The 20,589-nt window shown below is 57.0% G+C and carries 29 protein-coding genes; all 29 read right to left on the minus strand.

The genetic code is table 11. The features are described 5' to 3' along the window. Nucleotides 1-9: 9 nt before the first annotated feature. A complete protein-coding gene (locus tag ACTQ3R_RS02515; RefSeq protein WP_441777825.1) occupies nt 10-402 on the minus strand; it encodes a hypothetical protein in 393 nt (130 codons plus the stop codon). A gap of 10 nt (nt 403-412) precedes the next feature. After that, nucleotides 413-2,269 (minus strand): hypothetical protein, encoded by a 1,857-nt coding sequence (locus tag ACTQ3R_RS02520; RefSeq protein WP_441777826.1) that lies wholly within the window; start codon nt 2,267-2,269, stop codon nt 413-415. A gap of 14 nt (nt 2,270-2,283) precedes the next feature. Then, nucleotides 2,284-2,511 (minus strand): hypothetical protein, encoded by a 228-nt coding sequence (locus ACTQ3R_RS02525; protein WP_441777827.1) that lies wholly within the window; start codon nt 2,509-2,511, stop codon nt 2,284-2,286. Then, nucleotides 2,466-2,816, minus strand: a complete 351-nt coding sequence (locus ACTQ3R_RS02530; RefSeq protein ID WP_441777828.1) for a hypothetical protein — start codon at nt 2,814-2,816, stop codon at nt 2,466-2,468. Before ACTQ3R_RS02530 ends, ACTQ3R_RS02525 begins: the two co-directional genes overlap by 46 nt. Continuing rightward, entirely contained in the window at nt 2,816-3,400 is a 585-nt protein-coding gene (locus tag ACTQ3R_RS02535) for a major tail protein (protein ID WP_441777829.1), read from the minus strand. The genes ACTQ3R_RS02530 and ACTQ3R_RS02535 overlap by 1 nt, the downstream gene beginning before the upstream one ends. Before the next feature lie 2 nt (nt 3,401-3,402). Continuing rightward, complete coding sequence (locus ACTQ3R_RS02540) at nt 3,403-3,714, minus strand: hypothetical protein (RefSeq protein WP_441777830.1); 312 nt, start codon at nt 3,712-3,714, stop codon at nt 3,403-3,405. A gap of 4 nt (nt 3,715-3,718) precedes the next feature. Next, nucleotides 3,719-4,090, minus strand: a complete 372-nt coding sequence (locus ACTQ3R_RS02545; protein ID WP_441777831.1) for an HK97 gp10 family phage protein — start codon at nt 4,088-4,090, stop codon at nt 3,719-3,721. Further along, a complete protein-coding gene (locus tag ACTQ3R_RS02550) occupies nt 4,074-4,436 on the minus strand; it encodes a hypothetical protein (protein ID WP_441777832.1) in 363 nt (120 codons plus the stop codon). Before ACTQ3R_RS02550 ends, ACTQ3R_RS02545 begins: the two co-directional genes overlap by 17 nt. Next, nucleotides 4,433-4,714 (minus strand): hypothetical protein, encoded by a 282-nt coding sequence (locus ACTQ3R_RS02555; protein ID WP_441777833.1) that lies wholly within the window; start codon nt 4,712-4,714, stop codon nt 4,433-4,435. The genes ACTQ3R_RS02550 and ACTQ3R_RS02555 overlap by 4 nt, the downstream gene beginning before the upstream one ends. 13 nt (nt 4,715-4,727) lie before the next feature. Next, a complete protein-coding gene (locus ACTQ3R_RS02560; protein WP_441777834.1) occupies nt 4,728-6,407 on the minus strand; it encodes a phage major capsid protein in 1,680 nt (559 codons plus the stop codon). Nucleotides 6,408-6,410: 3 nt separating this feature from the next. Continuing rightward, a complete protein-coding gene (locus tag ACTQ3R_RS02565; protein WP_441777835.1) occupies nt 6,411-6,986 on the minus strand; it encodes an HK97 family phage prohead protease in 576 nt (191 codons plus the stop codon). After that, nucleotides 6,973-8,184 carry a phage portal protein gene (locus ACTQ3R_RS02570; RefSeq protein WP_441777836.1) on the minus strand — a complete coding sequence of 404 codons (1,212 nt, stop codon included), beginning with the start codon at nt 8,182-8,184 and terminating at the stop codon, nt 6,973-6,975. The genes ACTQ3R_RS02565 and ACTQ3R_RS02570 overlap by 14 nt, the downstream gene beginning before the upstream one ends. Next, the gene (locus tag ACTQ3R_RS02575) at nt 8,181-10,304 is read right to left on the minus strand and encodes a terminase large subunit domain-containing protein (protein ID WP_441777837.1); all 2,124 of its coding nucleotides are present in this window, start codon (nt 10,302-10,304) and stop codon (nt 8,181-8,183) included. The genes ACTQ3R_RS02570 and ACTQ3R_RS02575 overlap by 4 nt, the downstream gene beginning before the upstream one ends. Nucleotides 10,305-10,502: 198 nt before the next feature. Continuing rightward, nucleotides 10,503-10,790 carry an HNH endonuclease gene (locus ACTQ3R_RS02580; protein WP_441777838.1) on the minus strand — a complete coding sequence of 96 codons (288 nt, stop codon included), beginning with the start codon at nt 10,788-10,790 and terminating at the stop codon, nt 10,503-10,505. A gap of 307 nt (nt 10,791-11,097) precedes the next feature. Beyond that, nucleotides 11,098-11,835, minus strand: a complete 738-nt coding sequence (locus ACTQ3R_RS02585; RefSeq protein WP_441777839.1) for a rolling circle replication-associated protein — start codon at nt 11,833-11,835, stop codon at nt 11,098-11,100. Nucleotides 11,836-11,857: 22 nt separating this feature from the next. After that, complete coding sequence (locus tag ACTQ3R_RS02590) at nt 11,858-12,085, minus strand: hypothetical protein (RefSeq protein WP_441777840.1); 228 nt, start codon at nt 12,083-12,085, stop codon at nt 11,858-11,860. Next, the gene (locus tag ACTQ3R_RS02595; protein ID WP_441777841.1) at nt 12,082-12,297 is read right to left on the minus strand and encodes a hypothetical protein; all 216 of its coding nucleotides are present in this window, start codon (nt 12,295-12,297) and stop codon (nt 12,082-12,084) included. Before ACTQ3R_RS02595 ends, ACTQ3R_RS02590 begins: the two co-directional genes overlap by 4 nt. Beyond that, entirely contained in the window at nt 12,285-12,524 is a 240-nt protein-coding gene (locus ACTQ3R_RS02600) for a hypothetical protein (RefSeq protein WP_441777842.1), read from the minus strand. The genes ACTQ3R_RS02595 and ACTQ3R_RS02600 overlap by 13 nt, the downstream gene beginning before the upstream one ends. Next, on the minus strand, nt 12,521-12,952 hold the full coding sequence (locus tag ACTQ3R_RS02605; RefSeq protein WP_441777843.1) for a single-stranded DNA-binding protein: 432 nt from the start codon (nt 12,950-12,952) through the stop codon (nt 12,521-12,523). Before ACTQ3R_RS02605 ends, ACTQ3R_RS02600 begins: the two co-directional genes overlap by 4 nt. Continuing rightward, nucleotides 12,946-13,431, minus strand: a complete 486-nt coding sequence (locus tag ACTQ3R_RS02610; protein ID WP_441777844.1) for a hypothetical protein — start codon at nt 13,429-13,431, stop codon at nt 12,946-12,948. Before ACTQ3R_RS02610 ends, ACTQ3R_RS02605 begins: the two co-directional genes overlap by 7 nt. Before the next feature lie 265 nt (nt 13,432-13,696). Beyond that, nucleotides 13,697-13,852 carry a hypothetical protein gene (locus ACTQ3R_RS02615; RefSeq protein ID WP_441777845.1) on the minus strand — a complete coding sequence of 52 codons (156 nt, stop codon included), beginning with the start codon at nt 13,850-13,852 and terminating at the stop codon, nt 13,697-13,699. Between the two features lie 37 nt (nt 13,853-13,889). Beyond that, the gene (locus ACTQ3R_RS02620) at nt 13,890-14,276 is read right to left on the minus strand and encodes a hypothetical protein (protein ID WP_441777846.1); all 387 of its coding nucleotides are present in this window, start codon (nt 14,274-14,276) and stop codon (nt 13,890-13,892) included. Between the two features lie 2 nt (nt 14,277-14,278). Further along, nucleotides 14,279-14,413, minus strand: coding sequence for a hypothetical protein (locus tag ACTQ3R_RS02625; RefSeq protein WP_441777847.1), 135 nt, complete (start codon nt 14,411-14,413; stop codon nt 14,279-14,281). Nucleotides 14,414-14,474: 61 nt separating this feature from the next. After that, a complete protein-coding gene (locus tag ACTQ3R_RS02630; protein ID WP_441777848.1) occupies nt 14,475-16,223 on the minus strand; it encodes a PcfJ domain-containing protein in 1,749 nt (582 codons plus the stop codon). Between the two features lie 13 nt (nt 16,224-16,236). Then, nucleotides 16,237-16,590 carry a hypothetical protein gene (locus tag ACTQ3R_RS02635; protein ID WP_441777849.1) on the minus strand — a complete coding sequence of 118 codons (354 nt, stop codon included), beginning with the start codon at nt 16,588-16,590 and terminating at the stop codon, nt 16,237-16,239. Further along, the gene (locus tag ACTQ3R_RS02640; protein ID WP_441777850.1) at nt 16,587-17,558 is read right to left on the minus strand and encodes a DUF3102 domain-containing protein; all 972 of its coding nucleotides are present in this window, start codon (nt 17,556-17,558) and stop codon (nt 16,587-16,589) included. The genes ACTQ3R_RS02635 and ACTQ3R_RS02640 overlap by 4 nt, the downstream gene beginning before the upstream one ends. Continuing rightward, a complete protein-coding gene (locus tag ACTQ3R_RS02645; protein ID WP_441777851.1) occupies nt 17,548-18,324 on the minus strand; it encodes a ParA family protein in 777 nt (258 codons plus the stop codon). Before ACTQ3R_RS02645 ends, ACTQ3R_RS02640 begins: the two co-directional genes overlap by 11 nt. A gap of 47 nt (nt 18,325-18,371) precedes the next feature. After that, the gene (locus tag ACTQ3R_RS02650; protein WP_441777852.1) at nt 18,372-19,745 is read right to left on the minus strand and encodes a replicative DNA helicase; all 1,374 of its coding nucleotides are present in this window, start codon (nt 19,743-19,745) and stop codon (nt 18,372-18,374) included. Then, a complete protein-coding gene (locus ACTQ3R_RS02655) occupies nt 19,739-20,548 on the minus strand; it encodes a helix-turn-helix domain-containing protein (protein ID WP_441777853.1) in 810 nt (269 codons plus the stop codon). Before ACTQ3R_RS02655 ends, ACTQ3R_RS02650 begins: the two co-directional genes overlap by 7 nt. Nucleotides 20,549-20,589 lie beyond the last annotated feature (41 nt).

A 20,589-nucleotide genomic window follows, 5' to 3' on the forward strand; every position in this document is an offset into this window, starting at 1 on the left:
CCTGCTCCTTTAGTCCGGGGTACGCTGAAGATCGATGGGCTTGAAATTCACCGCCAGCCCCGTCCAGCGGCTGACCCCGGCCATCCTTCCCTTCCACATATCCCGGCCGGACTCCACCTCCGCCTGAAAGGTGATGGTGGACTGGCCGTAGGGCATGGTGATCTCGTGGCTGTTCACCGGCGCTGAGATGGCCTCATAAAAGGCGTCGTAGTCCTCTGGGTGCTGGGGATCCGGCTCCACAGAAAACTGATAGGAGTACCCGGTACCCAGCAGATCCCGTTCGTGGCGGCCCGAGAGCATATAGCCCTCATTGTCACCGCTGCGCAGCTCAAAGGCACGCTCCAGGGTGTTATAGCGCACCCGGAGCCGGTAGGGTTTTCCGTCCATTGTGACTGTGTACATCCGTATCCTCCTATCTTGCAAAACTGGGTCCCTGGCGTGCCGTCTCCACGGTCACCACCGGCTGGAGCAGCCGCCCCAGCTGGGCGAGGGAGCCGGTAAACCGGACACTGACATTGACCTTACTTGCCGCCCCCACGCTGCGCTGATCCAGGGCGTCCAGGAAGGCGTCCTGCATGGCCGAACGGGGCGCAGCGATCTCCACTTCCCTGGGGTTATCTCCCAGTACACCCAGCATGGGGTTGTTGGGAGCAAAGACACCGCCGGAGGCGAAGTGCGGGAAGTCGTCCAAGTCAGGCGGCGAGGGGCTGAACAGTGCGGCAAAGCTGCGGGTCTGAGAATTCCTTATTTGCTCTGGACTTTCTGCTATGCTAGCAGAACTTACTTCATCCCCAAATCCAAACAATTTTTGGAACCATTTGATCACACTTGAAATGCTATCTAAAATAGCACTTAAGGCATCGCCAATAAGATCAAGACCCGTAGAAACAATTCTCAACGCAAATTCCGCCACACTTGCCAAAGCTTCTATTATAGGGATTGCAGTTTCCAAAACAAATGTAGCAATATCCGCAAATATTGATAAAATTTTTCCCAATACATCGAGCAATGGTTCTAGCGCAGGAGCCGCCGCTTCTACAAAACGACTTAATGCGTCGTTTAATTTCTCCATAGATGGCCCAACTTCATTTCCTATGCGGCTGATTCCATCGCTAATCATTTGCATAGCTTCTGACGAGCCATGGGCCAAATCATCGATTGTGGGCCCAAATGCCTCAAAAAGCTGCGTCTTAATCTCCGCAACAGCCTGACCTATGTCAGCAAGCGAATCATCTAACTCAGCTTGTACGCGATTGGCTTCGATAATAGCATTATTGTTTTCATAAAAAGAAGCGGCAGCATCGCTGTATTCCGTTGAGAGCAGTCCCATGAGGTATTGTGCTTTTCCAGTCTCATCGACCATGGTCTCTAATTGTTTGTTTACTTCTTCAGAGCTAATACCAACCCATTCAAAGGCATCCGACAGTGCACCGGCGACTTCTCCAGTTTTCACAGTCTCGTTTGCAGCTTCCATTAGGGACTCGATGGGGATAGCTTCTCCAAACTTGCCATAGACACCAGCTGCAATCTCGATCCACTTAGCCACCTCTTTTTCGCTGGCGGCCAGATTGGAGAGCAGCTGCGCGGCTTCTGTGGCCTTCCCCGTATCACCCAGAATTTCATAAAAGCCACGATAGGACTCTTTGGCCAGATCTTGATTAAATCCTGCATCCTCATAGGCTGTATTCAGCAGCCCCATAGACTTTCGATATTCTTCTGTAGCTTCATCTAAATTCCAAATAGCAGACAATAGCTCCAAAGCTTTTTCTACTAAGAAAGAAATTCCTTTAGAAGCCAGGTCTGCCATAACGCCTTTGGCAACGGTAAAGCCGTCACTCATTTTTCCGGCAGACCCGTCAACACGATCAAATCCGTCTGCGGCTTCGCCCGCCGCACTACCAATTTCAACAAGAGGATCCTTAAAATCTTCCAGCTGCCTGGCTGCGTCCGCCGCATTAGCTTTTGTCAGATCAAGCTCCAGATTGAATGCGTCCAGCTGGCTTTTGCTGATGGTATCATCGAGGTTTGCGGCGGCTTGCTCCATGGTGGAAAGCCGCTGTCTGGCCAGGTCGGCCTGCTCCGCCAGGAGCCGCTGTTTCTGTGCCAGAAGATCTACATTGGTGGGGTCAAGCTTTAACGCTTTCTCGACCTCTTTCAGATCTTTCTGGACCCGAAGCAAATTTGCGTCCGTCTTATTCAGGGCTTTGTCCAGCTTGGTTACATCGCCGCCAATTTCAACGGTAATGCCCTTTACCCGATTGCCAAACATACCGCCACCTCCTTTTAAAATTTATCGAAATCCTCCTGTGTGGCGAGGCGAGCGTAGGGGACCTGGTCGTTCATGGCCTCCACATACATATCCTGGATCATCCCGATGGTCAGAAGATCCATGTCGGCTATGGAGACGCCCACCTGCGTTGCCCGGAGGAGGAGCAGCGCAGTGGACATCTCACGCTCGGTCGCCTCTATTTTTTTGCCGGTACACTCATCGTCCGGATATTGTCCTGCCACATTTCACTGATCACAGGAAAGACCAAATAGATGGAAAAGGAATCGAAGCCATCCAGCCACTCATCTACGGTACTGGGCACCGACGGGTCCGCGTGTTTGGCCATCAGATACGCCACATTTTCAAACAGCGTCAGGCAATCCATCTGGATAGATGTCTTTCCATCCTTTGTGTCTTTTACTGCCTTGGCAATGGTCACCATATCCTGCATGATGTCCCGGTGGAACTTGATCCGGTAAAGCCGCGGAATGGAGGCGGACGCCCGGAAGGTGACCTCCCGGCCGTCAATGGTTACAGTTCTGGTCATCAGGTGCTCTCCTCTGCCGGAGGCTGCCATACCGACTGATACCAGCCCTTATAGACTTCATCCGTGGTGCTGGCCGTGGTCTTGGCCTTCACGTTTCCATTGGCCAACGGAGCAGCGGTCAGAGTCAGCGAGGAAGTGGTGGGAGTCTTGCTGTTGGTGATGGTGGAGCCTGCTACATTGGCCCGTGCCGCCGTGCAGTTGTAAAGGACGTGCCGGATGGCTTTTTGGTCTCCCTTGAACTCAAAGAGCAGGGCAAATGCTTTACCCTCCACGCTGGCGTTTTCCACCAGCACACCGGCTTCCGCCACCAGCTTCTCCCCCAGCGCCGACTGGGCAAAGTCATCGGGCACCAGGGCACTCTCAAAGTCCCCCTGGTAGCCGTCATTGGTGGAGGAAACATAGTAGGCAATGTCATCCGCGTAGAACTTGGTTGTCTCCCCTTGGGGCGGCATGGAGAGATTGACCGCACCGGGCCATGGCTTCGGGGTGTCATAGGTGACCACCCCGCCCTCCGTGGACTGGACCATGGCGTAATGGACATTAGAAAGGCCGAATTTGACCTTGTTGGCTGCATTGTCAGGCATTTTTACACCTCGATTTCAAAAATAGATTCATAGAGCGCTTCGCTCTCCAGATGATCAAAGTCCGCTTCATAGGGGATCTCAGCGGCAGAGAGTACCGCTTCCACCTTGGCGTCCAAGGCTGGGTCCCGGACGGCAGAATAGATCTCCAGCCGTATCTGGTGGGCGTTGAAATAGTTGCGGTTGTCCGCGTGAAAGGGGTCATAGGGGCCGTCCAGGTAGACCCCATAAGGCGGTGCGGGTGGGTTCTCCCAGTGGTGATACGCCCAGGGGATTCCCACCGGCTTTAGGACGGCCAGCAGCTCTTCGTAAGTCATGCACTTACCCTCCCAGTCTCCGGGTAACCTCAGAGATAAGATCTTCCTCTGCCTGCTCCGTGGCTGGCCCTATGTGGGGCTGCCCCTCTACGCGGCCGCCAGCCGCCTTCTGAAAGCCATGCTCCAGCAGGTGGGTCAGCATATACCGAGTCTTGTTGTAAAGCGTGACCGTGATCCTGCTTCGCTCTCTGCTCCGTTTCATAGTCCATCCCTTGCGGTAGTCCCCAGTTCTCTTAGGAGCAGTCTGCTTAATGCGCTGCAGCGTCTTTTTGGCCACGTTGATCACAGCCATGTCCACTTCCTGTCCGACCTTCTGGGAATAGCTCTCCAGCTGCGCCCGGACGGCCTGCTCCAGCTGGTCAGGTCTTATTTTCACGAAGCCACCCCCTCACGGTTCCGTCATCGTCCTCCAGGTCAAGGTCTGTCACCAGCAGGCCGTCCTCGTCGGCGGTGGGCGTCACCTTGCGGATCCGGTAATAGATCCCGTCCGCCAGACAGATGTCCCGGACGGTGATGGGGATGGAGGCGTCCCGCCAAATGCGAACCGTTCGGTCGATCCGCTGCCCGACCTTGGCCGCCGCGTAATAGCGGGTCGCCCCCACCACCTTCTCTCCGAAGCACGCCGTCCGCTTCACATCCAGGGAATACCGCACCGGCGGAGGCATAGTTCCCTCCGTGGATGACACCCCATAGATGGTCAGCACTCCCGCGTCCAAAATCATGGCAACACCTCCCGCCCACGGCTCAGCAGCAGATCCTTCCGCAGCCGCCGGAGGTATTCCGGCTCCGCCTCGCCGCTGATACGCTTGCGGTACATCCACGCGGCGGTGCCCACCACGGTCTGGAAGTAATCCTGGGAGCCGTCATCGACAATTCCCTGCCGGGTCAGGCTGGCCCTGGACGTCTCCAGCAGAAAAGGCAGATACGTCTCGTCTCCAGGAATATCTCCTGTCCGCTGGAGATCCTGCTTCAGCAGCGCCAGCAGTGCGGTGTCATCCATGGCAGTCTCCTCCTTACTCCTTGGTCACCGTGACGGTGTAGACCTTGGAGTTCTTGCCGTTGTTCACGGTGATGGACACCACGTTGGAGCCGCTGGACCAGGTGGCCTCTCCGCCGTTCTGCACACGGGTCTTGCCCACCGTAATGGTCACCGTAGAGCCCATGGTGGGCACCGCGCTGATGGCGTCCTTGGCGTTGCTGGTGGTGGCGGTGTAGGTATCGGTGCCGGTGGCAAAGGTGGGGCTCAGGGCCAGCCCGCCAATGGTCAGAGACTGGAGCGCGGCCACCGCAGGGTTGGCCACATCCTGAGCAAAAGACACGGAGGTCACAGGGGCCTTGCCGATGCCGATGGCCACAAACCCTTCCGGGATGGCGGGCTGGCCGTCATACCGGGCAGTTCCTTTCACCACGGTCTGATCCTGGAGATACAGGGGCTGGTCGGAGTAGCCCACCGTGGTGCCGTCCCGCTCAGCCAGCAGGTAGAGGTCGCCATAGCCGCCGATGATGGTATCATCGGGCATGACGTCATCGGAGAACACCACCATATCGCCGCCCACCACGGGCATGGTACCGTCCATCACAGCGACAATGGCGCCGGCAGCGTTGACGGCGGCGGCCTCCGCCTTGATCTTGGTCTCGGTGGCCTCATTCATGGCCCAGAACTTATCCCCACGGGAATACTTGCCCTTTGCCGCTCCGGAGGCCAGGATGATCTTCTGGAACAGCGTCAGGCCGCTGGTGGAGCCGGAGGGAATGGTGATCACATTGGAAGCGGAGAGATTGACCCAGGGGCGGGCATTCTCCGGATACTCGCCCGGCTGCACGGTCTGGGCCAGACGGGTGGCCACACCCAGGGGCATTTTTACGCCGGTACCGAAGAGAATCGCCTTGTCAACGGCAATGCCGATGGCGGCGCCCATACCCACAATGATCTCGGAGAGCAGGGCGTAGTCGGTATCCTCCAGCAGGGCGTTGCAGATGGGCACATAGCCGCCCACCTTGTAGCCGTCTACCTCCGCCTGGTTGAGGGCAAAAGCCAGCTCATTAAGGGCCCCGCAAGCCTCCGTCCATACCGCCTCGGGGATGGTACCCATAATGGGCTGGCGGGCCCGGCCGGAGACGGGCACCAGACGTACCCGGCGGATCAGCTTGGAATAATCCTCGATGTTCTGCCGGATCAGCTCCAGCACCATCTCGGGGATCAGCAGCTCACCGCCGGTCACACTCCGGGTTTGACCGGACTTGAACTTGCTGCGAAACTGGCTCAAAAAGTCCTGCACCTCATCCCGCTGGATAAAGGCGGAGCGCTGCTCCATAGTCATGGCGCCAAAGGCGCGGATCTGACGCTTGGTCATAATGTTCTCATCCTTTCGTGCCGTCTCAGAGGACGGAAGTTTAGGGGGCTGGGCGGGGGCTTTGGGCTGGTTCTCCTCCAGGGAGCGAAGCTCCGCCTGGTCGGCGTCGATCTCCCCCTGGAGGGCGGCAATGGCCTCCTCGTGGCTGCGCTGTTCAGCGTCAAAAGCATCCACCATCTCATCCATTGTCCGCAACTGCTCATCGGTCTGGGCCTCATCCATGGCCGCCTCCAGTTCCCGCTCCCGGGTCTTGAACGTCTCGCGTTTTTCCAGCAGGCCGGCCATACGCCCCTGCTTTTCCTCGATTTTTCTTTTCAGCAGCAATGCTTGCAGTGCCATACGCTAAGCTCCTTTCAATTTTTGCCGCAGGGCTTCCTTTTTCTCCTGGAACAGCCGCTGCCGGATCGTCTCTTCCTGTTTCATGCGGGCGGAGACAGAGGTCTGCTCATAGGCCGGGAAGGTAACCACAGACACCTCAAACAGCTTGACCTTCAGGATGGTATAGCGCACCGTACCGTCCTCCAGAATCTCCCGCTTCTCATCCAGGATGATAAAGCCGAAGGAGCACTGGTCCACGTCGCCCCGCTGCACTCTGCGGTAGAGGTTCATGGCGTCCTGGTCTTCCCGGTTAATGCGGATACTGCCCCAGAGTCCGTGTCCGTCCTCTCGAAGGGTCAGCGTTCCAATCTTGTTCCGCCCCAGCACCAGGGTGGTGTCATGGTTGGTCAGCGCCCGGATGTCATCTCCCAGCGTCTCGGAGAAGGCCCCAGGGGCCACTACCTCGATAACTCCGGGACAGATCTCGTAGGGAGAATTGAATACCGAGAAATAGCCCTCAATGTAGAGCTCTTCCCCCTCCGCTCGGGTCTGAAAGCTGCCCGAGACGGGTACCATGGTACGCTGCTCAATTTTGTCCATTGATTGTTTCACCTGCCTCCTGTAACAGTTTTTTCTGATCTCCGATCATCCCCAGAGGGATGTAGTTTTCTAAAATGACCAGCTCATCCAGCCCCTCCTTGGGTCCCAGGTGCAGCCAGCCGCGGACCTCATTGCCCGTCATCATGCCCCGGACATAGAGGTTGGCCCCGATCTCGGACAGATCCTTCAGGTCGTAGGCGTACAGGGCCCAGGGGTTCATGCTGACGTACCAGTCCGGAGAGAGCAGCAGCTTCCGGGTCATTTCCTGCTCGATCCCACGGACAATGGGCATGATGGTGGTGGAAATGAAGTGGTTCCACTCGTCCCGGTTAAAGGCCCCCAGGCCCACCACATAGGGCGGCACCCCCAGGATGGCGGCCACCGCCTGCTTGTCCAGCTTCACACTGTCCGATATGGCCAGATCATTAAGGGACAGGGGCTTGACCTGTACCACGTCCATCAGCTCCGCCGAAATCAGCCAAGGCATTCCCGCCTGTGTGTTTTTCAGATACTGTTCAGACAGGCGCTGCCGGCCGGCGGCGGAGGCCATTTCTTCCGTGCTTCCTTCCACCTTGACAATGACGGAGGGCTTCCATTCACTGGATAAAAAGGCGTTTTTGGTGACGCTGGCCTGCTTGAGGTTTTTCACCACATCCTTAAGACTGCTGCGAAACCCCGTTCCAAACCAGGGCCGCTGCGTGGAGGGATTGATGACGAAGTGGAGCAGACTGTCCGGGTCATAAGGCCGGCCGTTGACTAAGATCTCATAACCGTAGCCATCCGGCATGAAGCTCACACTGGATGGTGCCAGGGGGATCAGCTCCTCCAGCCTGCCATCTGCGGTGCGGGGCCACACCACAGCGTTTCCGCCCCCATCCAGCAGCAGCGTCCAAATGATGGAGGCCATCATGGTCTTCCGGGTCATAAAGCGGTTGGGCTCAATGTCCAGCCGCCGGGACAGGCTGTTATAGAGCCGCACGTCCCCAGACGCTGTATTGGCCATCAGGCGGATGGACATGGAGCTGATCAGCTCCGCGATCCTGCCCACGGCCATGCGCACCTCCGGGTTATCGGAGAGCCGGGTATATCCCCCGGCACAGGCCTCCCCCCAGTTGGCCCCAAACACCAGGCCCACGTTGCTGCGCTGCTGGGCGGGCTTGTCTCTGGCGGCGTGGACAGCTTCCTTTCGTTTACTCATTCAGGCTCCTCCCCAAACCAGTTCTGTTCTTTCTGGACTTTCTCCAGATCCTCCAGGTAGGCGCAGCAGGCAAAAACCGCCGCGTCAAATACATCAATGCGCAGATTGGGCTGAAGCTTGTCATACATGATCATGTCATCCGCCTTGAGCTCCGCCCGGACGTTCTGCACGCAGTATTCAAAGGGCTCCGCATGGAGATAGTAGAGCGTTCCCTTTTTGGCGCTGTTCTCCAGGTACTTGAAGCCCTCGCTCTTCCGGGTGAAGAGCTGGGGCTGATCCTTGACCTTGAAGCCCGCCTTCTTCATCTCCAGGTAATACTCTCGGCAGAATTTCCGGTCATGGCCCACCAGCTTGATTTTAAAGCCAGCGCTGCGCAGGCCCTTATACCACCTGACCACTTCGGAATGGTTTGTTACGGTTCCGTTGGTCATATCCAGCCATCCGTCTTCCTGCCAGCCAAACAGCGGGATCTGATCCTCATGGGCCTTGGCGGCGGCCGCCGCCAGGGGGAACCAGCAATGGGGAATGATAATATCAATTCCCTCATAGTTGCCAAACAGGCAGCCGGTCGTAAGGTCGTAGAGCTTGGCCAGGTCGCTGCCACCGTACCAGCGGATTTTCATTCTGGACAGCTCCTCCAGACTCCAGTGATACCGGCTGTCGCTGGCCCGGAACTCCTCCACGTTGAACCAGGCCCGGAGAGAGGCGATAAACACATTGAGCGATTTCTGGAGAAACTCCGGCCGGAGCTGGGGATCTTCCTTTGCCTGCATGGCGTCGTTGATCATGTCCTGGGGGCGAATGCTGTGGCCCCAGCCAGGGTTGCAGCATTCCATTATCTCCGGGTTGGTGTAGTCCACTTCCCCGTTCTCCTCCCGAGGCGCCGCCGCGATAAAGATGAAGATGGCGTCCGCCTCCGGGCCTTTGATAGTCCCGTTGAGGATCTTTCGGCAGTACTCCACGCGCTTGGCGCAGAACCCGGTGGCCAGAGCGCCGCCGGAGCTGATCCCGATGACCAGCTTGTTGGTGTAGGCCTTTGTGGCGTCCTTCAGCACCTGATACTGCTTTGCCGATTTGTAGGTGTGCATCTCATCGGCAATGACAATGTTGCAATTGAAGCTGTCCTGATTATCCGGGCTAGAAGCCAGGGCATTGATGGAGAGAAAGCCTTCTTCTCCCAAATCTCCGCTGATGGAGTGCTCCATGTTGTTGTCCACGATCCGAAGCCCGTTGACCGGGTCGTCATCGGTGGTCAGTTTCTCCCGCTTTATGTTGTAGCGGAGAAAGTCAAAGCCCTGCATAGCCTGCTTCAGAGCGCCGCCTACCTCGTATACCTGGGAACCGCTGCGCCGCTCGTAGAGGGCCAGAGCCCAGGCCAGGGCAGCGGCAAAGGTGGTCTTGATATTCTTTCTGGGGACAAAATCCAGGGCTTCTTTGAAACGGCGTTCCTGGCTTCTCTGGATGTAAAATCCCATGATGTTGTAGATGATAAATTTGTGATACGGAAGCAGGAGGAAGGGCGTCCCCCGAAGGGGCGTGGCGTCCAGGAATTCCCCCTTCTGGTGGCACACGGTGGTCTCGATGATTGCGATGATCTCGTTGGCCGGCTCAGGACGAAATTCCCACCGGCCGCTGACCAGGTCATCCAGGTACCGCTGGCAGGCCTGTTTGATCTCCAGATTTGTCCGGATCTCACCGGACAAAACGGCCTCCACATAGGCGTCCACCTCCGCGGCATACTCCCCCGCCTTTTCCACGGCCGTCTCATGGGCCGCTTCCAGCAGTTCAGCGAGACGGCTTTTTCCCGTCTGCGCGTAGTCCTGCTGCTTTCGTTTGGCTCGGGCAAAGCTGGCCGGAGTCAGACCCAGCTGGGCGCGCAGGGAAAGGACGTCCTTTCGCAGCTGATCCACGATGGCGTAGTTGGGATCCTTCGCCGTATATTTTCCGCCGGTCTTGTTGACCAGCTCGGCCACCATGTTTCCTCCGGCCGCTTTCCAAGCCTTTTCCGCCCGGGAAAGCTCCCGCTCCGTTTTGGCCAGCTGCCGGATAGTGTTGTCGAAGATGGGGCTGTACACCCCAACGGACTCCATGTCCGCCTTGATCATGGCCTCCCGGCCCAAAACTGCACACCTCCTCCCGGTGTCCAAGTTGGACACAACCGTGCTCTGAGCTGCGACTTCCTGCGGGCGCGTCGTTTGCGCCCGCGCCGCGCCTGTGTTATGCGCACGCGTTGCCCTGCCCATTTCCGGGAGCTTAACCCCCTCCTCCGGCGTTCCCGCCGTCGGAAAAAGTTCTGCCCGCCGGTCTTCCCGGCCCGGTCAGGCCGGGCCGGAGGGTGGGGGGGCTACCCTGCGCCGCCAGGATAGCCCCAGGTCAGTCAGTGCGCCCGTGTCCCGGTCGTGCATGGCGTTGTGGCAGCCGGCGCACAGGCTGACCAGGTTCCAGTCGCACCAGGCAAACTTCGGATAGTCTTCCGCCGGATACGCGTGGTGCACCACCGTGGCATTGACCGCCAGACCAAACCGGCGACACTCCCGGCACTGGTACCGGTCCCGGGTGAGGATTGCTTGCCGCTTGAAACGCCAGCGGCGGCTTTTGTAATTCACGGGCTATCACCTCCGGGCAAAACAAAAAGCCGGCGCCGACGCTCCCCCACACGGGAAGTCATCGGCACCGGCTTAACACGAAGCACTGGCCATGTTGGATATTCACGCGATATTCTGCTTTGCAGCTCCGGCACCAGAGGATCAGCTTCGAGGCTTCCGTCCCGGCGTCCGCCTTCTGGTTCGTTGTCTGCTTGCAGTTCGGACAGACATAACGTCCGTTCCTTACGACAAGTTTATCATGATTTGTTTCCGTTTTCAAGCGATTGCCCTCACTTTCTTTTCCTCTCGCAAGTTATCCAACTATATTTCAAGAATAAGGTATACCCGTTTTTTTCTCCTTGATGTACCATGCGAATTTATATGACCCAAACTCATTTTGGGTCTGATAGCTCCCGTGGCTGGTGGCGTTTTTAGGAATGCGGATGGTGTCACGCTCCGCCCAAAACCGTTCGGCCGGCGGGAGCTTTTCATTGAGCGACTGGCTCCATCGGCACACCCGCTTGCCGATGGGAATGGTGATCCCGTCCGTAGGCTCCTTCAGCATATAGCGGGCGATCCGCCGGTAGCTGTCTCCTCTTCCCCGCAGCAGCGGCTCATCGTCCGCCCAGCCTCGGTTCCACAAATACCGAATAACCGCCGGTGCAAAATCGCTGTCCCGGACCACAAGATGGAGGTGATAGCGGTGGTCTCCATGCTGCCCCTCAATGTTATAGACGTAGTCAAAGGGTTTTTCCAGCCAGAGCCTCATGCGGCGGTAAAAAGACCGCCACACCAGTTCCGCTTCCCGGAAGTTAGCCGGAAGATGATCGTCGTCGAAGGTCAGAGTGTAGAAGCTCCCCTCAAACCCGAACAGCGCCAGCCGAAGCTCCAGACGGTCCACCCTGGTGCGGCATACGGATGTGTCCCCTCTGGGGAGCAGGATCTTATTCTTTTCTCTCCGCTCAAATGGCGTATCCAGGTGCGACAGCCTGGGCCGCAGACTTCGGCACTCCTTGACCAGCGGCCCGGCTCTCTGCCGGACACAGATGTACGGAAGTTCCCCCATCAGCCACCTGCCGCTTTCTCCGTCAAGCGGTCCAGCGCCCGGCCAATTCCAAAACAGCAGATCCCAGCAGCACATCCCGGAGCACCATGGCGGTGATTGTCTTAGGACTTCGGGCAGCTTTCGCTACTGCGTCCAGACAGCCGGGACCGTTGGCCGCTCGATACGCCTTGAGACGCTGAAGAATGGCCCGTTTTTTCTCTCCATCTGAGCTCACCCCCCGATGGATGTTGGGGCCGCATAAGAGATTCATCCTTGTCCTCCTCTCCTTCCCATCCGGCGCAGCGCACGGAGTGCCTCCAGGGCCTCATCGTCCTCGCCGTTGAGCTTGTCCGCAATTGTTTCCATGTCTTTCAACTTGCAAAGGGCGCCGTAGACTTTCGGGCCCAGGTCTCCCAGCTCCCGCCAATCCAGGCCATTGACACCCCAGTTGCCCTTTTCATCCGTCCAGGTCAGTCCACCCATCGCGTTACCTCCATCTCCTCAACGCTGGTAAAATACTGCGAGCTGTACACGGTTCCGTCCCACTGCTCCAGCCGCACCAGATAAGGGACACTCCAAACCGGAGCAGCTGGGCAGGTGTGGACACGAATACGCTTGTCCCCCATGGAGCGCTCCACCGTTATCTCCCGGCAGCTGCGCAGCGCCTTGTGGATCGTGTCAAATTCTTTCTCGCCCAATAGCCTGATCAAAATGGCAGCTCTCCCCCATCGTCCAGCTCCTGAAAGTCACCACTCTGAGGTTGAGGCAGCTGGCGCTCATCCGCGTTTCCCTCGCTGAGCGGCGGTGCCGATCCTGCTCTGCTGTCAGAAAAGTAGACATTATCCGCCACAATCTCAACGGCCTTGCGTTTGATGCCGTCCCGGTCGGTATAAGTACGGCTCTGAAGCCTGCCTTCCACCGTGGCCATGCGCCCCTTGGAGAAGTATTTGCACACAAAATCTGCCGTCTGACGCCACGCCACCACATCCAGCCAGTCTGTGACACGCTCGCCGGTGTTCTTGTCCTTAAAATCTCGATCAACTGCCAGAGAGAATGTAGCCACCGGCGTTCCGTTCTGGGTGCATCGCTTCTCCGGGTCTCGGCCAAATCGCCCCATGATGATGATTTTATTTAGCAAAGTGGAACTCCTTTCAGCGCAGCCTCGGCGGTTTCACGATAGAGAAATACAGTTTTACCGAAATCAGTCTCTGCAAAATCATAGCTACTTCCTTTTCCATGCCCATCAATCACTTCTATGGTAACAACCACATTGTCAACTACTGGATTCTGTGGTATTCGTAACGCATGGCAATTAAAGCAGTTGACGCTTAATACTTTACAGGTAATTACCCCATATTCAGTTTCATCTATCTCGTATAGGATATCGCCTACTTTACATGGGCGAACCACACACCGCCCATCCCGGTCCGCCTCCACCAGCTCGCGCAGGCGGGCTGGCGTTATCTTTGGTTTATCGCTTTCATCAAAAAGCCCATCCCAATACTGGGCGCTCTTGGCCAATTCCCGCATGGCATACATTCTCCCAATGGCTGCTTCATACCTCCCCTGTGCCTGCGGACAATCTTCTGTACAGGATTCGCACTTTGAAATATCCACGTTTATTTCTCCTCTACTGGCTTGCAAATTTTCAAAATACGCTTTATTTGGATTTCCTCCAGTTTACAAATTACCTTGCAAATAAAACGAACATACTTGTCGCAATTTTCGCAGCAGTCGTTCAGATTACAGAAAGCCTTTTTATACCCGTACACTCCATTTGGTTGGTATAGAGATTCTACAAGTTGCCTTCTTGTAATTTTCACACCTTCACCCCCTCAGCTCCTTCTCCGGATCCCGGCCAAATCGACCCATGATGATAATTTTATTCAGCAAGTTTTTCCTCCCAGCTTTCCATGGCCTGGCGGAGAGTCATCCCCTCCGCCAGCCAGCTCAAAAGGATCATTGTCTTCGTAGGCAATCCCTCCCTAATAGGGGTGCCGCAGCAGGGGCAGGGATCGCCCGGTTTCAAAATTTTCATACTATCCTCCTCACTCTACCTAAAACGATTATTTTATTCAGCAAGGTGGCTCTCCTTTCAGTTTTGCCTCGACGGATTCATGTATAATTCCGATATGTCCTTTTTCGACATTTTCTAAAAAAATGTTCCACGGGCTATGGAATACAATTCCGCAACAATCCCATGTTGCCGAAATACGGAAATCCTTTAAAATTTCAGGCCGGATTGGATCAGACATATCAAAAAGCATTTTATGCATTTGGAAAGGCAACACCACACACCGCCCCGATCGGTCTGCCTCCACCAGCTCCCGCAGGCGTTCGATGTCGTACCCATCAAGAAGATCCTCGTAAACAGAAACCCGGTTTGCTTCTTTTCCGCTGTATTCGGTGTCTCCAATACGCATACGCCACTTCCCCCCGTGCAGATACGTCAACCTTTCCAAGCTCATTCCTCCTCCATCCATTCCTCTCTGGTTTTGCCCTGGAGACCCATACATTGCTTCGGTTTATAGTACAGAGTTCGGGCACAGCAGTCCTTGTCCCATCTGTTAAACCGGCGACCGCCGTCTGTTCTGTGCATGGCCGGGGCCTCCTCGCAGCAGTTGCAGCAAGAATGGCCCTGGCAGGGCGCTGTGCACGGTTCAAGCCGTACGATCTGTCCGCTCATAGTCAGCCTCTTTTTTACGCTTAGGCAGCTTTGGCGTCCCATCCTTGTTGCGCTTGCTGCCGTCGGCCAGCCAGGCCAACCACGGGTCCAAAATGTCAGCATATCTGACCATTGGCATGACGGTCTGGCCGGCGTCGTTCTTGTAACCATGGATCTGCACGATCTGCGCACCTTTCATCTCGATGGTCACCAGGGGCTTGCCCGGCTGTTTCCGATCCCGCAGGAACAGGATGGTGGTGCTCCCCTTGACATGACGCTCGGCATAGCCGCCCACGCAGTGGTGCAGAGCTTTTCCCTCCGCCGTGATCTCGCCGGCGGAAACGGGTGGCCGGATCAACCACCGTTTGGTACTGAAGGTGTACCGGCTGACCAGCTTTTTCAGCCGTTTCTGGTAACACTCCGAGGTCTGTTTCTCCCGGATGTCGGCGGCCACCCCCATGGTGCTCATGTGCTTGGCGTGGAGGTCCTTGGGCATGAGCCAGATAGGGTTGGTCAGGTCATAGCCCAGCAGCGCGGCGTCCTCCAGGTAGTCCACCCACTCGTTAAGCAGGGTGCTGATGGCCATTCGTTTCTGGCCCTTCCCGGTCTTTTCCTTCCGGACATATGACAGAACGCGGGCCGGCGTCACCTGGTACCGGGCCATCTTCCCCACCAGCCTCCTCATGGTGAACGGTGCCTCCTTGCGCAACTCCTCCAGGTCGGCGAAGGTGACAGTCATTCCCGCCAGGCGGAGCCGCTTGTACCATGCAGCCATATCCAACCTGAAATCAACGTAGGTTTTCAGCGCCAAAAAGTCTCGTAGCTCCGGGCGGCTCAGGCCAAAGGCCTTCTGCGGGTCGGTCTCCGCCCATCGGAAGGCGTCTCTGTTCCACTTTTTGTTGGCGATCAGGTCGTGGACCGCACTCTGGAGTCCCATCTTTACCAGCATCTCCGTCTGTCTGGGCCATTGGGTGCAGAGGGCCAGAAAACGAAGCAGCTCCGTGGTGTGGGGAGGCTTTGTACCTCTGTCAAAATAGGTCTCTGCCTGACAGTAGCGGAAGGGGCTCTCCCGCAACTCTTCAAGGTTGATGACCGTATAGGCCATTCCCTCGGCTAAGCACCAGCCAAATGGCTCCGTCACTGGAAGCGGCAGCTTTGTGGGCGGGGCGTCCATGGACACATAGCCCGTCCAGGGATATCCGTCGAAAAGACGATAGGCCTTTTCCGCCATGCCGGGGATGAAGCGGTAAACCCGCAAAAGACGCATCTCAGGACGGCTGGTCAGCCGCTCCTCATCTCCGTAAGACTTCTTGGTCTCAAAAGCAAGGGCCCACAGTGCGTCCTTCCACATCCTCAAGACCACCACCCGATACCAGGCACAGAGGTTGTCCCGTTTTCCGGTGCGGCCCAGTTCCTTGACCTTAGCTGGCTTCCCGCAGATGGGACAGGACACCAGTTCCGGCCTCTTGACAGGCGGAGCGCTCATGGCGCCTATGTGGCAGGCATAACCGTCCCAGCGGTCCGGTTCCGGGTGGTGTGGCGCCTCCATGACGGGCCGCCAGGCCTCTCCCGTTGTCTCATCGGCATGGACATGATGGCCACAACAGGTGGTCCAGACCTCCCCGGTTTTCCTTCGGCGGAACAGGTAGGCCGGATATATGTCATTGACCCGTTTCCAATCTTCGGCCCGGAGCGCCGGCGCGTGCTTGGCCAGCCAGACAGCACGTTGTTTTTCAGATCGCATCTTCCCCACCCCCTCAGAAGAACTGCGACAGGTCCAACAGCAGCCCGCCCCGGTCCGGCTCTGTCTCCGCTGGCTCCAACTGGATTGTCATAGTGAAATTGATTTTTGCCCCGTCAAAGTAAAAGCTTACCGCCCGACGGTATGCCTCTATGTCTGAGAGGGAATTGCCTACTCCCTTAGCCACCGCTGCCATACAGTCCTTGAAGCTTCCTCCCTGAGCCACGGCCTGGGCAAACTCCTCATTCTGCCGGCAGAAGTCAAGCAGAGCCTCCTGCACGGCGGCTTTCATGGCATTCTCGTGCCTACCCGTTACCTCCATGTACTCCCGGATCAGACGTTCCTCGGCCTGCTCATACCAACTGCTCATTCCGCACACCTCCCGATCGCTTCCGCCAGGGCCAGCAGGGCTCTCTCCATCCCCTGGGCGGCAGACTGGTCCTCCCGTCCCCGGGCTTTCAGGAGCAGGCCCCGCATCTTGTTGGCCGTTTCTTGTACCTGAGAGAAAAATACCTCAAACTGAGCTATGTCCTTGTCCGCCCCCAGGGCGGCTTTTTTCTCCGCCCGGATCTGCTCCTCCAGCTTCCGCTGCGCCTGGGCCAGAGCCTCCTGTACCTCCTTGGCTTTCTCCTCAGCCTTCTTTTTCGCCTCCTTGGCCTTGTCCAATTTGTCCTGCATCTCGGCTATGGCCTCGGCCCTAGCCTTGGCAATGGCCTCGGGATCTACCACGGTCTCTACTGCCACATCTACCGGACGGGCTTTCAGCTCCTCCAGCTCAGCTGCCAGTTTCTCGGCAGACTCCCTGGCCCGCTCCTGATCTTCCCGTGCACCGTTCAGCCGGGCATTGAGCAGGGCCATATCCTCTGCCATCTTAGCTCTGGCTTGCTCAGCGGTACTGGCCTCTGCCTGGGCCGCCTCTGTGGCCTTACGGGCCTCATCCCGTTCCTTGATGGCCTGCTCCAGCTGGCGGGTGGTCATGTCAACAACATTGTTTTCTTTTAAAAACTCAGATAGTTCTTCTTCGGGCAAAGCTATAAGGGACATAGCTTTTGTAGATCCCAAATTGGCCAGCGCTGGCCGATTTGAAACTTCCCGATAGGTCTGCATAAACCGTCTTGCCGTACGATCAGAGTATGAAACCTTTTCATTCAACCAAGGTAGCCATGCCCCATGCGGAAGCATACTTTTTGCCTCAATCAGACACCGCCCAATGGTGAGAACAGCTTCTCCACCTTTTTGCTGAGCGTCCAGAATCTCCTCAGTGATGGCCTCAATGGTGCGGCCCTCGGCAGCCTTTGTCATGCTCTGAGCCACAATACGTCCCAAATTAGCTTTCATTTCTGATGCCCTCCTTTCTCAGTAGCTCAGCCACCCAAGCCCGGTAATCCCGGGCAGCGGAACACCAGGGGCTCCACTGCTGCACAGCCATCCTGGCCCAGCTGCTTTCCTGCACCTTGTCAGTACGGCGAATCACCGTATCGTATACGGGGACCCTGCCATCTTCACGAAGGTAGGATACCGAATCCTCAACCACCGGAGATCTGTGCCACTGGTTGACCAGTACTCCAGCTATCCGGATATCCGGGCGAATATACCGCAAACTGTCGATCTGATCTACAAGATCACCAATACCCGTTGCAGAGCAGGCGTCCGACAAAGCTGGGATAATAACAGCATCACTTGCCAAAATGGCGGAGATACACGCCACAGACAAATTGGGCGGGCAGTCCACAATCATCATGTCGTAGGCATCGTCCTCTTCAATGGCGTCCCTCATTTGAGACAAGGCGCTATACCGCAGGGAAGATTTATCATGTTCTATGTCCATTGCCCACAGATCCTCCGAAGCAGGCAGCACATCCAGTCCTTCCACGTCCGTATGTACCGTCAGCTCGTCATAGCAGATCGCCGCGCCCCGGAGCAGAGCTCCCAGTCCTGCGTACTCTCTCCTAGGGAGCAGAATCTCAGTGGCGTTTGCCTGCCCGTCTGCGTCTACCAACAGCACCCTCTGTTGGCAGCTGGTGGCCAGCACATAGGCCAGATTGACGGCGGTGGTGGTCTTCCCTACCCCGCCCTTGCGGTTTACGATTGCGTATGCTCTCACGTTGATCATCCTTTCGTTTTATCATTTTCCGGGCCATCTCCAGGGCCCTATTCCGACTGTCCTTGCTCAAACACCCAGGCCGCTTCCTCGGCATCCAGCTTCTCAGTAAGATCTTCCCACGTCATCTGAGAGGACTTCGACGCCCTTCGGGCAATATTGCGCTGCGGCGCAGGCTCATCCACCGCCGACTCCCGGAACCGCTGGTATTGACCGTCGAACACCAGATAGAACCGCCCACGGATTCCCTCCTTGTTTTTCGCCACCTTGAGTACCCGCCGGCTCTCATCGGGCTCGCTCGGCTTCTCCAGAAAAAGCAGCATAATGGCGTCTGCGTCCTGCTCGATCTGTCCGCTTTCCCGCAGGTCCGACATGGTAGGCTCAACCAATTCATTCTTACTGCTCTGCTCAGGACGTGAAAGCTGTGACAGAGCTACTACCATTCGGCCATGCTCATGGGCAAACTGCTGGAGGCCACGGCTGATCCCCGATACCTGCTCAGTACGGTTCATACGGCGGCTCTCCGGCTCAATAAGCTGGAGGTAGTCCACATACACGATCTCATATCGATTGGCTAAAGCGTCCGACTGAATATCATCAACCGTCATGCCACTGGCCTCTACGATCTCCAGCTGCCGGGCACGGATCCGGTCGGACTGGTCCGCCATCCGCTGCCACTCATCCTCGGTAATCTTGCTCCCCTTGATGGCAGACATTTCAATGCCCACGAAGTTGGACACAAGGCGGTCAGCCAACTTATAGCAATTTGTCTCCAGGGAATAGAACCCCACCCGAAAGCGCTGGGCCTGGTGGTAGGCCATAGAGACAGCCAGGGCGGTTTTACCGGCAGAAGGGTACCCACCCAACACCACCATGTCTCCCAGCTCCACATAGGTCCCCGCATCCACCTTGGGCAGTCCCCAGGTCATGTACTTCACAGGTTCCCCGCTGTGTCGGTCGGTAAAGTTTAAAATCATCTGAGACATGTCCATACGCTTCACGCCCCGCCGATCCACCAGAAGATCGTTGAGTCTGGCTATGTACTCCCGCAGCTGCTCCTCGGAGTCGTGTGCCTGAATAAGGGCACCCAGCTCTGCCGCACGGGTGCGTCTGGCCTGTTCCCGCATAAGGGACACATAAGTCCAGATGTTGGCTGCCGTTGGGGTCAGCTCCATCAGCTCCAGAAGAAGCTGCGTCCATCCGTCCTCCCGCTGGCCCCCCAGCTGGTTTCGCACCAGTGCCGCATCGATAGGCTTCCCGCCCAGGAACAAGGCCCGGATTGCCTGCCACACCATGCGGTATTTGGGTGTCAGGAAGTCTTCATCCCGGATTTTGGTCATGGCCTCGCCTACTAACTTCGGCTCAATGAGCAGGGAACCCAACACCGCTACCTGAGCGGACAGCTTGTCCTCTCCGGTTACCATGTTGCCACCTTCTCTCTGGCCACCCATGTTTTCCCGCCGGCTTCATCGCTTGGTTGGGCCGGCGGGCGGCCCTTGAGTGGGAAAACGCCCTTCCAGCTATTGGTGACGCTCTGGCGCAGGATCAGAAGCTTGTCCTCCCGGCAGCCCTGAGACAGCTTGTCCAGCTCACACAGCAACATGGAAATGGCACGGGCGGAATTGACGGCCTTCTTGGCAATCCGAACCTCCACAAGGGCCGCTATGGCCAGTCCCAGTTCTCGATCCTCCCCTACATAAGCCCTGAGGATTGGCTTTGCGTCCTCAGCCAGATCATACTTCGTCACCCGTTTGCCCCCCTGGGGGGCTTTAGGGGGTCTTTTAGTCTCTTCTTCTGTATAGTCTTTATTCTGTTGTGGCGGAAAACCCGCTGACGGTGTTTCCCGTTGACGGTTTTCACCGTTGACGGTGTTTCTGGGCAACGGTGATTTTTCCTGATCACCGTTGGCCGGGTTTTCGGGCAACGGTGGAGCCTCATCCTGAAGGACATAAGTATTGCCTCCAAATTTCCCTCCGCTGTCATGGGACTGCTCCCGGATGAGATACCCAACTGTCTGAAGCTCCTTGAGCAGCCGCCTCACCTTTTCCCTTCCGCAGCCCGCTTTTACGGCCAAGCCGGATACCGTGTACTCCCAATCGTCCGGAAGCGACATCATCAGGGCGAACAGGCCACGGGCTTCCAATGATAGCCGATCATCCTGAGCAACCGCCCGATAGAGCACGACAAAGCCCTTTTTTCTCCCTGACCTGATACTGCTCTCAGGCAATGTACTCCCCCCTTGTCAAACGGCTGCCGCCGTGTTATAAT

The organism is Lawsonibacter sp. LCP25S3_E2 (genome assembly GCF_052117285.1).
In the GTDB taxonomy this organism is placed as follows: Bacteria; Bacillota; Clostridia; order Oscillospirales; family Oscillospiraceae; genus Lawsonibacter.

Coding starts and splice junctions, on each gene's coding strand:
- ACTQ3R_RS02515 (WP_441777825.1), bottom strand. CDS start 402: ATGTACACAGTCACAATGGACGGAAAACCCTACCGGCTCCGGGTGCGC.
- ACTQ3R_RS02520 (WP_441777826.1), bottom strand. CDS start 2,269: ATGTTTGGCAATCGGGTAAAGGGCATTACCGTTGAAATTGGCGGCGAT.
- ACTQ3R_RS02530 (WP_441777828.1), bottom strand. CDS start 2,816: ATGACCAGAACTGTAACCATTGACGGCCGGGAGGTCACCTTCCGGGCG.
- ACTQ3R_RS02535 (WP_441777829.1), bottom strand. CDS start 3,400: ATGCCTGACAATGCAGCCAACAAGGTCAAATTCGGCCTTTCTAATGTC.
- ACTQ3R_RS02540 (WP_441777830.1), bottom strand. CDS start 3,714: ATGACTTACGAAGAGCTGCTGGCCGTCCTAAAGCCGGTGGGAATCCCC.
- ACTQ3R_RS02550 (WP_441777832.1), bottom strand. CDS start 4,436: ATGATTTTGGACGCGGGAGTGCTGACCATCTATGGGGTGTCATCCACG.
- ACTQ3R_RS02555 (WP_441777833.1), bottom strand. CDS start 4,714: ATGGATGACACCGCACTGCTGGCGCTGCTGAAGCAGGATCTCCAGCGG.
- ACTQ3R_RS02560 (WP_441777834.1), bottom strand. CDS start 6,407: ATGGCACTGCAAGCATTGCTGCTGAAAAGAAAAATCGAGGAAAAGCAG.
- ACTQ3R_RS02565 (WP_441777835.1), bottom strand. CDS start 6,986: ATGGACAAAATTGAGCAGCGTACCATGGTACCCGTCTCGGGCAGCTTT.
- ACTQ3R_RS02570 (WP_441777836.1), bottom strand. CDS start 8,184: ATGAGTAAACGAAAGGAAGCTGTCCACGCCGCCAGAGACAAGCCCGCC.
- ACTQ3R_RS02585 (WP_441777839.1), bottom strand. CDS start 11,835: ATGGGGGAACTTCCGTACATCTGTGTCCGGCAGAGAGCCGGGCCGCTG.
- ACTQ3R_RS02590 (WP_441777840.1), bottom strand. CDS start 12,085: ATGAATCTCTTATGCGGCCCCAACATCCATCGGGGGGTGAGCTCAGAT.
- ACTQ3R_RS02595 (WP_441777841.1), bottom strand. CDS start 12,297: ATGGGTGGACTGACCTGGACGGATGAAAAGGGCAACTGGGGTGTCAAT.
- ACTQ3R_RS02615 (WP_441777845.1), bottom strand. CDS start 13,852: ATGAAAATTTTGAAACCGGGCGATCCCTGCCCCTGCTGCGGCACCCCT.
- ACTQ3R_RS02625 (WP_441777847.1), bottom strand. CDS start 14,413: ATGCACAGAACAGACGGCGGTCGCCGGTTTAACAGATGGGACAAGGAC.
- ACTQ3R_RS02630 (WP_441777848.1), bottom strand. CDS start 16,223: ATGCGATCTGAAAAACAACGTGCTGTCTGGCTGGCCAAGCACGCGCCG.
- ACTQ3R_RS02635 (WP_441777849.1), bottom strand. CDS start 16,590: ATGAGCAGTTGGTATGAGCAGGCCGAGGAACGTCTGATCCGGGAGTAC.
- ACTQ3R_RS02640 (WP_441777850.1), bottom strand. CDS start 17,558: ATGAAAGCTAATTTGGGACGTATTGTGGCTCAGAGCATGACAAAGGCT.
- ACTQ3R_RS02650 (WP_441777852.1), bottom strand. CDS start 19,745: ATGGTAACCGGAGAGGACAAGCTGTCCGCTCAGGTAGCGGTGTTGGGT.